Genomic DNA, 11,610 nt, shown 5'->3' on the forward strand with positions numbered 1-11,610 from the left:
CTTTTTATTATAATTAAATTTATTATAATATTATCTTAAACCATAAAAAGTGTAACATATCCTATAAGAATATATTACACTTTTTATATTTATATTATTCGTATTTATATGAATGATTTGTATATACTTATTCCATCTAAACTATATATTTTTTCAGAGAATTCACCTGGATTTAAATCCTTAGTAGCTTTACGCATATCATACATTCTAGCATCTAATACATCTAAATGATGTAACATTTCTGCTTCGGGTATCATAGGTTTCTTAGGACTTCCATACTCCGGCTCATAGTGATGTGTTAATATCATATGTTGTAATAACATAACTATTTCTTTATCTGCTTTGACTTCCATTGCAGCATCTTCAATTAGACCAATTCCTTGTATTATGTGTCCAAGTAACTGGCCTTCTGTACTATATTTAGATACTATTCCTAGCTCACTAGATTCCATCTCCATTATTTTAGCTATATCATGAAGAATTATACCTGAATACAATAAATCTTTATTTAGATAATCATATATACCTAATAATTTTTCTGCTGCATTTAACATAGTGGTTATATGATATAAAAGACCACCTTTAATCGCGTGATGATTGGATTTAGCAGCTGGATAATGCATTAACTTGTAACTTAATTTACCGATAATATTTTCTGTAATATGTTTTATATCTTTATTTTCTATTTTCTCTATATAATCTAATAGAGTTTCAAACATATCTTCAGACTTATAAGGAGCAACTAGTATAAATTCATCTATATTAACATTATCTTCTTCTGTAGCTGGTCTAATTTTCTCTATCTTTAACTGTAATTTCCCTCTATATTCATTAACTACAGCTCTTACTTTTACAAGTATATTATCCTTTATTGAAGCTTCAATATTTTCATTACATTCCCATAGCTTTGCATTTATTTCTCCAGTTGAATCTATTAACATAAGATCTAAATATTTATTCGTAGTACTATTGTTAGTTATTTTACATTCTGCATTTTTTACTAAGAAAAAACTTTCAATTCTATCCCCTTTATTAAACTCACCAATTTTCTTATTTTCCATAACTGTTCTCCTTAATCTTTACTTCGTGTACTATATAAGATGAATATTATCAAATCTATTAAAATTATTCAATAATACTTAAAAAAGATATGTTTTACCACATCTTTTTAATTTTGATCTATGGACTTTTTTCTTTTAACAATTCTACCATATTCATCTGTAAAACTATTTATTATTATAGATACTAAATCTACTATAATCCATATGCCAAAACCACCTAGTGTAAGTAACATTAATATTGCAGTTCCTGCTTTTCCAACATAAAATCTATGGAAGCCTATAAAACCTAAAAGTATACAAAACACTAATGTTGCTCCCCAACTTTTTTCACTACAGTCTTTCTCCTTAGGTTCTAATATAGACCCTTTATCTTTGTCACCATAAAACTCTTTAGTCTTAATTATTTTTACTTCTTCATTGGTGTTACTAGTATCTCTTATATCTTTCACAATTCCATTATTATACAGACTTACAATGTCATCTTCATGTTCCTCTGTTATAGTAATATCATCTAATTCCGAATGCTTGTGAAAATATGTCTCTTTTCCATTGTTAAACTTATCATCTATTAATTTATTGTTCTTCATCTCATTTACCATGAGTAATCTCACCTCACATAAAGTATAGCTAATATATCTTTATGTAATAAGGCTTTAGTATATGCAATAAATATAAATCATATATAATTATACTTTATTACTAATTTCTACGAAATCTATTTAAATTACTCTGGATGAACTAAGTCTAAGTTTCCAAATTTACTATATTTACCTATCCATGCTAAATTTACGGTTCCAACTTCACCATTTCTATGTTTAGCTAATATACATTCCGCTATGTTCTCATCTTCTTTTTCTTTGCTATAATAAAATTCTCTATATAAGAACATAACTATATCTGCATCCTGCTCAATAGAACCTGATTCTCTTAAATCTGATAACATAGGACGATGGTCTGCCCTTTGTTCTGGTGCACGGGATAATTGAGATAATGCAATTACTGGACATTTCATTTCTTTAGCTAAAGCTTTTATACTTCTTGATATTTCTGATACTTCCTGTTGTCTATTATCAGAATTGCTTCCTGACATTAATTGAAGATAGTCTATGATAATTAAATCTATTCCATGCTCTATTTTAAGTCTTCTACATTTAGACCTCATCTCCATGACAGAAATACCTGCAGTATCATCTATATATATTCCCGCAGATGCAAGTGGTCCTGAAGCCCTTGCTATATTCTCCCAATCTCTATCGTCTAAATCTCCATTTCTAAGCTTAACCATATCTACATTAGCCTCTGCACAAAGGAGCTTATATGCTAATTGCTCCTTACTCATTTCTAATGAGAATATTGCAACTTTCCTACCATCTCTAATAGCTGCATTTTGGGCTATATTAAGACAAAATGTAGTTTTTCCCATAGATGGTCTAGCTGCTATTAGAACCATATCTCCGCTCTGAAACCCTGAAGTTTTTGCATCTAAATCTTTAAATCCACTAGCTACTCCATTTACTTGACCTTTATTATTAAAAATCTTTTCTATCTCTAAAAATCCTCTTTCCAATACAGTACTCATAGGTTCAAAATCACTAGTACTTCGTTTTTCAGATATATTAAATATATTTTTTTCTGCCAAGTCTATTACTGATTCTACATCATCTTGTTTATTATAGCTATTTTCAATTATTTCCGTTGAGCTTCTAATTAGCCTTCTAAGGGTTGATTTATCTTCAACAATTTTTATATAAGAAGATAAATTAGCTGTAGAAGGTACTGAGGTGCTTATCTCCATAATATATGTTACCCCTCCAGCTTGCTCAAGCATATCATTAGATTTTAGATAGTCTACCAAGGTTATCATATCTACAGGTATATCTTTATTATATAAATCTCTAATAGCCTTAAAAATAGTCTTATGAGCATCTTTATAGAAATCTTCAGCTGAAAGAACCTCTGCAGCTTGTGCAATAGCATTCTTATCTATTAACATAGACCCTACTACTGACTGCTCAGCTTCTATATTTTGTGGCATAGTTCTAAGTGAGTCACTCATATTATTACCTCCTGCGATATATTAAAAGAAAACTCCTATATGTACTCTCAAGGAATAAATAATGTAGAAAACATTATTTATTATAAAATTCTTCTCTTTAATTATAATGTAGTTATAAAAAAATCCAAACATTTATTTATAAAATTAAATTAAAACCCTGTATAATCATATTACAGGGTTTTAATAATCAAAGTATCTAAAATACTAACTCTAGTAGTTCTTCTATTGTTGATACAGCTGTAACTTCTATATTTTTAATATTAGCTGGAACATCCTTCAGGTTATCTTTTGGTATTATTACCTGCCTTATACCTTTTCTTTTTGCTCCATATATTTTTTCAAACACTCCTCCTACTGGTTTTATCTTACCTCTTATTGATATTTCACCAGTAATTGCAATATCCTGTCTTATTGGTTTTTCTAAAATGGCACTTATAATACATGTTGTTATAGCTGCACCAGCTGATGGTCCATCAATTTTTCCACCACCAATAACATTTACATGAACATCATAATCTCTGATTTCCTTATCAGTAATCTTTCTTATAACAGAGGCTGCATTAAAAACAGAATCTTTTGCCATAGATCCAGCAGTATCATTAAATCTAATAGTTCCTTTACCTTTTTCCCTAGCCTCAAAACTTGAACATTCTATTTCTATAGTTGACCCCAAGAATCCAGATACTCCAAGACCAAAAATCTGTCCAACTTCCTTAGAATCTAAATCACTAATATCTTCATATGGTCTTAATCTATTATTAGATGCTACTTCATTAAAATCAGAAATAGTTATAACCACATCATTTCTCTCTTCATTATTTAATAATACATATCCATATACATCTGCAAGTATATTTACAGCTTTTCTACCTTCTATAGTATATCTGCTTATCTCTTTTGCTAAACCATCCTCTAATTTAATATTTAACTTTTTAGCTGCATTTAATACAACTTTTTCTATATCTACAGAAGATAGTGGTTCAAAATAAACTTCAGTACACCTTGATCTTAATGCTGGATTAATCTCACTTGGCTCTCTAGTAGTAGCACCTATTAGAACGAAATCAGCTGGAGCACCATTGTCAAATAAATACTTAATATATTTAGGTGTACTTTCATCATCTGGATCATAATATGATGATGAAAACTCAACTCTTTTATCTTCTAAAACTTTTAATAATTTATTTTGAAGAGTATAATCTAATTCACCTATTTCGTCTATAAATAAAACTCCTCCATGTGCTTCTGTAACTAGTCCCGTCTTTGGTTCTGGAGTACCACTTTCAGCTAAATCTCTCTTTGAACCTTGATATATAGGATCATGTACTGAACCTAATAAAGGATTTGATATCTCTCTTGGATCCCATCTTAATGTGGTTCCATCTACTTCTACAAACTTTGCATCCTTATCATATGGCGTATGCTTTAATTTCTTAACTTCTTCAAGCGCAATCCTAGCTGCTGTAGTCTTACCCACTCCTGGTGGTCCGTATAAAATTATATGTTGTGGATATGGAGATGCCATCTTAGATATTAAAGATTTAATAGCTCTCTCTTGCCCAATTATTTCTGAAAAACTATCAGGTCTAAGCATACTCATAATGTTTTGAGTTAAATGCTTTGAATCTAAACATTCAAACTCTGCATATTTCTTTAATGTCTTACTATTCTCTGGTCCTCTTTGTTTCTTTATGATTCCTAGTCTTACCTCATCTATATACTTGTCCTGTTTTTCTATAATTTGCTTTTCAACTTCTGCATCTAATTTATTTTGTACATATCTTTTAGCTAGAAGTTCACTTATTTCTAGGCTAGTTTCTTTTAAAACTTCTTCTATATTATTATCACTTGGTGGAACACTAATTCCTTTTCCATTAGTAACTATTTTATTTATAGCATAAAGTTTTCTATACATATCCTTACTATTTAAATGCTTTTGAACCTTAAACTTTACTGCTCTACCTCTAATAGTGCCTTCATCTAAAAGCTTGTACATAACTTCTTCTAAAACTTCTATTTCTACTTCCATAGTTAATTCTTCTTCTAAGCTAAAATTATTTATTTTATCAACTGAATTTATATTCAAAATTATTAGCATAGAAGGACTTTTATACCTTCTATGCTTTCCTCCCCTCGGTTTTTAAAATCTATTGTTGTTCTTTTATAATAACCTTTATTTTAGTTGATATCTCAGGATATAACTTTACTTCTACATCATATAATCCCATAGTTTTAATAGTATTAACTACTATTTTTTTCTTATCTATTGTTATATTTAATTGTTTTTCCATTTCCTGAGAAATATCTTTTGTGGTTATCGCTCCAAATAATCTACCATTGTCTCCTGACTTAGCATAGATAATTACTTCTTTATCCTTAAGTTCATTTGCAACTTTTTGAGCTTCCTCTATTTCAGCTAATTTCTTCTTTCTATCAGCTTCATTTTTCTTATTTAAAATATGCATGTTAACATCATTTGCCTCTTGTGCTAATTTCTTAGGAAACAAGAAATTTCTTGCATATCCATCGGAGGCATTAACAACCTCTCCTTTTTTTCCAACTGATTTTACATCTTGTAATAAAATAACTTTCATTATTATTCACCCTTCCTTAAGTATTTTTCTATAGCATCATTTAATAATTCTTCTGCCTCATCTTGATTATAATCTTTAATTCTAGCAGCTGCCATTGTTAAATGTCCTCCACCACCTAAATATTCCAATATTACCTGAACATTTATTTCACCTAAGGATCTTCCACTTATATAAGTGCCCTCCTCTATTTTAGCAATAACAAAGGATGCTTGAATACCTGTAATATTTAGCAATTCATCCGCTGCTTGTGCTGGTAATACAGAATTTGATATTTCTGGTGGGCATTTCGCTACAGCTATTCCACTTTTAACCTTTGCAGTTTTTATTATATCTGCTCTTGTTATGTAAATATCTAAAGCTTCACTAAAAATTCTTTTTACATCTACAGTATCAGCACCTAGCCTTCGTAAAAATGCTGCTGCTTCAAAGGTTCTAACTCCAGTTTTAAAACAGAAATTCTTAGTATCTAGACAAATACCTGCTAATAGAGCTACCGCTTCTACTTCTCTCAATTTTGGTTTTTCAACCATATACTGAATTAATTCTGTTATTAATTCTGATGTTGATGATGCATAGGTTTCCACATAGCTTAACATTGTACCTTGTATAAAGTCTTTTGTTTTCCTGTGATGATCTATAATTACTATTCTACTGAAGTAATCTACTACCTCCATAGAAAGTACGTAACTTTCATTATGAACATCAACTAATATTAATAAACTTTTATCATTTTTTATATTTTTAACTGCATTTATATTTATAAATGTGTCTTTATAGTTATCATCTTCATCTAATCTGTCCAACATATACTGCACAGCATCATGAGGCTCATCCATAACTATATAACATTCCTTATTTAAAGAACGTATGGTACTATACATTCCTATTGCTGCTCCCAAGCAATCCATATCTGGATTGTGATGTCCCATTATAATTACATTGCTACTTTCATTTATCAGTTCTAAAAGTGCATGACCAATTACCCTAGCTCTAACCTTAGTCCTTTTTTCAACTTCTTTAGTTTTTCCACCATAAAAAGATACTTTTTCAAAGCTCTTGACTACACATTGATCTCCACCTCTTCCAAGAGCCAAATCCTTTGCTATAGTGGCAAATTCATGATTTTGAGCTGGATTTTCTCCACCTCTACCCACTCCAATGCTTAGAGTAACTGTAAGTTTATTTCCACTGCTTACTTCTCTAATTGTATCTAGTATATCAAATTTTTTATTCATCTCAGTTTCTATATTAACATCTTTAGTAGTTAATACATATTTATTTGATGAATATTTTCTTATTAACGCTTTTAGGCTATTAGCATAGTTATTTATAGTTCTATCTATGTCTGCTATAAGCTGTGGTCTTAAATCTTCTTCTGTAGTCTTAATAACCTCATCAAGATTATCTACCTCTATGAGCATTACACTTTCTTTAGCATTATTAATTTGATTTATTAAATTAACATTATCTGTAATATCATCAAAAGAAATTACTATAAGATTATTATCTTCATTAATCTCATAATCCTGAATAATACTTATATAAATATCATAAATTCTATCCTTAAAAACAACATTTTTATACTCTGACCTTTTTCCTTCTAATGCTAATTTTATATTGAACTCTTTAATTATTTCTTTTATATTTTTACCTACTATATCATTATTTTCTAATCTTAAAGCTAAACTTTCATTATACCATATTACCTCTCCATTTTCTAATAAAAACATAGTTGGAAAATGCACCTTAGAAAATGCCGTAGACTTAACAGTATCAACCTTGTGTATTATATTTTCAATTTTGTTAGAAAAATTATCTTTCTTGCTATTATCAAATATAATATACAAAAGAGCGGCTACATATATTAGAAGTAGTATATTTGAAACAATTAACATATCCTTTATAAAAAACACTACTAATAATATAACTAAAATAGTTATAACTATTTTACTTTTTATAAAATTAAATAGCATTTCTTTAAAATTCTCTTTACTCATATATTACGCCTTTCTGATTCTATATGGATCCAACTTTCTAAAATCTAACATCATTTCTACAAAACCTACTATTCCTAAAATTTTAGATGATCCTATTATAAACAAAAGAACTACTAAAAGTATTCTCATTGTCTTAGGCATTCCTAGTTTCTTTCTAAAATAATAATCAGTTACAGCTGCTCCGTTCACAGCTAATATCATAATTGTTAACATTAAAATAGCATTATATAAAAATAAGCTACCTGTAATCCCCCTACTTCCTACTATTGCACATATGCTAATAATAGCAATTAATGCAGCTCCAACTAGATTAGATACATAAAACTCTGAAAACCTTAAGTATTTTACTTCTTTATATTTAAGTTTTCTAAATATCAAATGTGTAAATAATATGGTTGAATATGCTTGTATAAAAGAAGCTATAAATAATACAGTTGGTATCAACATAGCTAAGAGCTCAACTGTAAAGATAGATTCTATTTGTTCAAACATTTGTAGTTGAGTAGCATTCATACCCATGTTGCTATAAATTTGTTTTGTTTGAGTTATATACGCCTTAAATTCATGTATATATGTATTCAATTTATCATTAATAAATTGAATTATACCTATATTGCTAACAAGTCTACTTGTTAACCATACCTCAACCAGCATTGCTATTATACATGCAATAATCAGGGCTATTAATATATTATATGTTTTCTTTTGATTTTTTAAGCAGTAACCTAAGACTACACCTATTATCCCATAAGACATACCTGAAATTATAGCCAAAATAGGATTGAGAAATATAGCTACTAATATTGTGCTTATTAATGCAGCTCCTATTGAATACTTCATTCCATTCCTATAGTAAATAAGAGCTACCAAAATCGGCAACAATATTAACCCTATTATATAAAATAATAAAATGTATGATGCACTAATGCTTATTATAGTTATAATACCTGCCATCAACGCAGCTTCTATTAAACTCTTTGTATTAATCTTTTGTTCCATAACATCCTCCTTCTAATTCCTTTCTCTTATATGGTCATAAAGCTTACTAAGCTCTTTTCCATTTTTCTCAAGAGGATCACCTTCTACTATACCAACCTTTAATTTTTTCTTCATAGTTTCATCAATTGCTAAATGAGAATAACCTAATTTTTCTGCTAAAATATATAATATTATTATTGCTCCTGATATACAATCTAAAATTGCATCTTGTGCTATATTACTCCCTTTACTTAATAATTTAAAAAAATCACCTACAATACAAACTAATTCTGCCTTTAGTCCTTCTATTATCTTTATATTGGACATAATATTAAACTCTTCTCGTCTCATAAGAATCATCCTTTCTTTAGGCTATAAGTCTATTGTAAATTTTTTTTAATATTTATGCAACATGATTATAGGTATATTTACCTTTATTTCACAGTTATTCTGAGATTAAAATAAAAAACTAGTGAATAACAGCGATTCACTAGTTTTTATTAATTATATGTTTGTTTTACCAAATAAATTATTACTATTCAGTTGTGAATGGTAATAATGCTATGTTTCTAGCTCTCTTAATAGCTACAGTTAGCATTCTTTGGTGTTTAGCACAGTTTCCAGAAATTCTTCTTGGTAATATTTTACCCTTTTCTGTAACGTACTTTCTTAATTTATTGATATCTTTATAATCTATAGAAGTTGCTTTATCCATACAAAAAGCACATACTTTTCTCTTAGCTCTTTTTCTATTTCCGCCTTTTCTTCTATCATTCTTATCGTTTCTATCATAAGCCATTGCTCTTACCTCCTTACCTAATTATTAAAATGGCATATCCTCACCATCATCAATCGGAGTCATATCTCCTCCACCAAAGTAATCTGTTGGTATTGATGAATCATTGTGAGAAACAGCTCCAGTATTCATTCCTGATGTTTTATTGCCACCCCATTCAAGGAAACTTACTTCATCAGCTACTACTTCAGTAACATATCTTCTTCCACCGTCTTTAGCTTCATAAGAACGAGTTTCAATTCTACCAGCTACACTTAAAAGTTTACCTTTACTCATGTAATTAGCAGTACTTTCAGCCTGTTTACCCCATACTACTACAGGTATAAAATCAGCATCCGGTTGACCTTCCTTCTTAAATCTTCTATTAACTGCAATTGTAAATGTGGCTACAGCTGTACCTGTACCTGGAGTAAATTTTAACTCTGGGTCTTTGGTTAATCTTCCGATTAAAACAACCTTATTCATTCATACCACCTACTTGCTTTCTGGATTGATTATAATATGTCTTATAACACCATCTGTAATTCTGAATACTCTGTCTAATTCTTTAGGTAATTCAGCGTCAGCTTTGAAGTTGATTAATGTGTATACACCCTCGTTAACTTTAGCGATTTCATAAGCTAGCTTTCTTCTACCCCAAACGTCAACGCTTTCAACTTCTCCACCATTGTTCTCTATTACACCTTTAAATTTTTCAACGTTAGCTTTAACAGCCTCCTCGTCTAATGATGGGTGTAATATGAATATAGTTTCATATGCTCTCATTAGTTTCACCTCCTCCCCCCGGACTAACGGCTGTGATTTTCACAGCAGGGATTACATCATCAAATTATATCATAGTAAAACCATCAAGTCAATATTGTTATCTTATTTTTCCTCATTCTTAAGAACTTTCTTTACACTCTTTTCAAATTTACTTCTAGGAATCATAACAATTCTATCACATCCGGTGCATCTAATTTTTATATCTGCACCCATTCTAATTATTTCCCACTTATTACTACCACATGGATGTGTTTTTTTAGTTTCTACAATATCATTTAATTCAAATTCTTTCATATTCTTCTCCTATATCATTGTTTCCAAATATTTATATCAATAAACTATATTGTTTTATACTTATTTTTTACCATCTCATATTATGTTAATCAATATTTAACTCTATTAACTTACTATCAGTAAATTGATAAATAGTTTTGAACTCCATCTTTTTATCTTTTATTATCTCTTTTAAGCTATCTACAATACCAATATCCGCCTTTAAGCTTATTCCACAACTTTTAGTTATATATGTTGGTGTTGGCATCATAGTAACCTTAAGCTTTTCGTTAATACATACTGATTCAGCTTTCATGGCTTCATGAGTATTATTAAAAGTTACAATTAAAAATTCTTTCATTTCGTATATCTCCTAGTACTATTCCTTATAACTTTATAGTTTTTCCTTTATTCATCATTTCAATTATTGCATACATATTACTAATTTCTCCAACTGCAAGATTTTCCTTTAATCCATAAAAATCTAAACAAAGACCGCAACTTTGTACATTTACACCTCTTTCTACTAATCTTTTTAAACTATCAAGGGTAAGTGCTCCTTCAACTACTAACTTTACCCCTGCATTTAAGAATACTAAATTGGTTGGTATAACTTCAGCCTCCGAAAGTGCAAATAAATAACTCTTTATAAGAGCTGTTCCAAGTTCATCATCTCCATTTCCCAATTTATCTGAACCTATAACAATAGTAAAAGTCTCTTCTTTTTCTTTAGAACTTTTTAGATTTAATTCTTCTACTGTAACTTCTCTCTTTGTAATTGTTATATAGTATATATTGCCTTCTCTTTCTTCTATTTCATAATTAAATCCATTTCCTTGAGCAAATTTAACCACATTATTTTTGGCAACCTCATTATCTACAACAGTTACTCCTATACCACTTTCTAAAGCATCAAAATATTTTTTTGTATTTACTACTGGAATTGGGCAATTTAATCCTCTACAGTCAATCTCATTTCTAATATTTTCCATAACATTTTCCCCCTATTAAATACTATTTGATATAATATTTAGTTAATATCTATTAATTAATATGTTCTACTTAATATAATAATATGATATTGTATATA

The 11,610-nt window shown here is 29.2% G+C and carries 14 protein-coding genes; all 14 read right to left on the reverse strand.

Annotation, left to right across the window (positions count from 1 at the left end):
* Positions 1–104 precede the first annotated feature (104 nt).
* The 14 genes from IO99_RS07395 to yedF all read right to left on the reverse strand — a co-directional run bounded on the left by IO99_RS07395 (position 105) and on the right by yedF (position 11,512).
* Positions 105–1,061, reverse strand: a complete 957-nt coding sequence (locus IO99_RS07395) for a 3'-5' exoribonuclease YhaM family protein (RefSeq protein ID WP_035131994.1) — start codon at positions 1,059–1,061, stop codon at positions 105–107.
* A 107-nt stretch (positions 1,062–1,168) separates the two neighbouring features.
* Complete coding sequence (locus IO99_RS18710; RefSeq protein ID WP_242844106.1) at positions 1,169–1,660, reverse strand: TM2 domain-containing protein; 492 nt, start codon at positions 1,658–1,660, stop codon at positions 1,169–1,171.
* Positions 1,661–1,785: 125 nt separating this feature from the next.
* On the reverse strand, positions 1,786–3,117 hold the full coding sequence (locus IO99_RS07405) for a replicative DNA helicase (protein ID WP_035131996.1): 1,332 nt from the start codon (positions 3,115–3,117) through the stop codon (positions 1,786–1,788).
* A gap of 196 nt (positions 3,118–3,313) precedes the next feature.
* Positions 3,314–5,215: a Lon family ATP-dependent protease gene (lonC, locus tag IO99_RS07410; protein WP_035131998.1), complete on the reverse strand. Its 1,902-nt coding sequence runs from the start codon at positions 5,213–5,215 to the stop codon at positions 3,314–3,316.
* A gap of 49 nt (positions 5,216–5,264) precedes the next feature.
* Positions 5,265–5,711 carry a 50S ribosomal protein L9 gene (gene rplI, locus IO99_RS07415; RefSeq protein WP_035132000.1) on the reverse strand — a complete coding sequence of 149 codons (447 nt, stop codon included), beginning with the start codon at positions 5,709–5,711 and terminating at the stop codon, positions 5,265–5,267.
* 2 nt (positions 5,712–5,713) lie between these two features.
* Positions 5,714–7,708 carry a DHH family phosphoesterase gene (locus tag IO99_RS07420; protein WP_051823991.1) on the reverse strand — a complete coding sequence of 665 codons (1,995 nt, stop codon included), beginning with the start codon at positions 7,706–7,708 and terminating at the stop codon, positions 5,714–5,716.
* 3 nt (positions 7,709–7,711) lie between these two features.
* Positions 7,712–8,707 (reverse strand): DUF2232 domain-containing protein, encoded by a 996-nt coding sequence (locus IO99_RS07425; RefSeq protein WP_035132001.1) that lies wholly within the window; start codon positions 8,705–8,707, stop codon positions 7,712–7,714.
* Between the two features lie 12 nt (positions 8,708–8,719).
* Positions 8,720–9,037 (reverse strand): MazG-like family protein, encoded by a 318-nt coding sequence (locus IO99_RS07430; protein ID WP_035132003.1) that lies wholly within the window; start codon positions 9,035–9,037, stop codon positions 8,720–8,722.
* A 184-nt stretch (positions 9,038–9,221) separates the two neighbouring features.
* Complete coding sequence (gene rpsR, locus IO99_RS07435) at positions 9,222–9,485, reverse strand: 30S ribosomal protein S18 (RefSeq protein WP_035132005.1); 264 nt, start codon at positions 9,483–9,485, stop codon at positions 9,222–9,224.
* 24 nt (positions 9,486–9,509) lie between these two features.
* Positions 9,510–9,947: a single-stranded DNA-binding protein gene (locus IO99_RS07440; RefSeq protein ID WP_035132007.1), complete on the reverse strand. Its 438-nt coding sequence runs from the start codon at positions 9,945–9,947 to the stop codon at positions 9,510–9,512.
* A 9-nt stretch (positions 9,948–9,956) separates the two neighbouring features.
* Positions 9,957–10,247, reverse strand: a complete 291-nt coding sequence (gene rpsF / locus IO99_RS07445) for a 30S ribosomal protein S6 (RefSeq protein ID WP_035132009.1) — start codon at positions 10,245–10,247, stop codon at positions 9,957–9,959.
* Positions 10,248–10,349: 102 nt separating this feature from the next.
* Entirely contained in the window at positions 10,350–10,541 is a 192-nt protein-coding gene (locus IO99_RS07450) for a DUF951 domain-containing protein (RefSeq protein WP_035132010.1), read from the reverse strand.
* Positions 10,542–10,626: 85 nt separating this feature from the next.
* Positions 10,627–10,881 (reverse strand): putative Se/S carrier protein, encoded by a 255-nt coding sequence (locus IO99_RS07455; protein WP_035132011.1) that lies wholly within the window; start codon positions 10,879–10,881, stop codon positions 10,627–10,629.
* A gap of 25 nt (positions 10,882–10,906) precedes the next feature.
* Complete coding sequence (yedF, locus tag IO99_RS07460; RefSeq protein WP_035132012.1) at positions 10,907–11,512, reverse strand: sulfurtransferase-like selenium metabolism protein YedF; 606 nt, start codon at positions 11,510–11,512, stop codon at positions 10,907–10,909.
* Positions 11,513–11,610: the final 98 nt, after the last annotated feature.

The sequence above is a fragment of the Clostridium sulfidigenes genome (assembly GCF_000732635.1).
Classification (GTDB): domain Bacteria; phylum Bacillota; class Clostridia; order Clostridiales; family Clostridiaceae; genus Clostridium_J; species Clostridium_J sulfidigenes.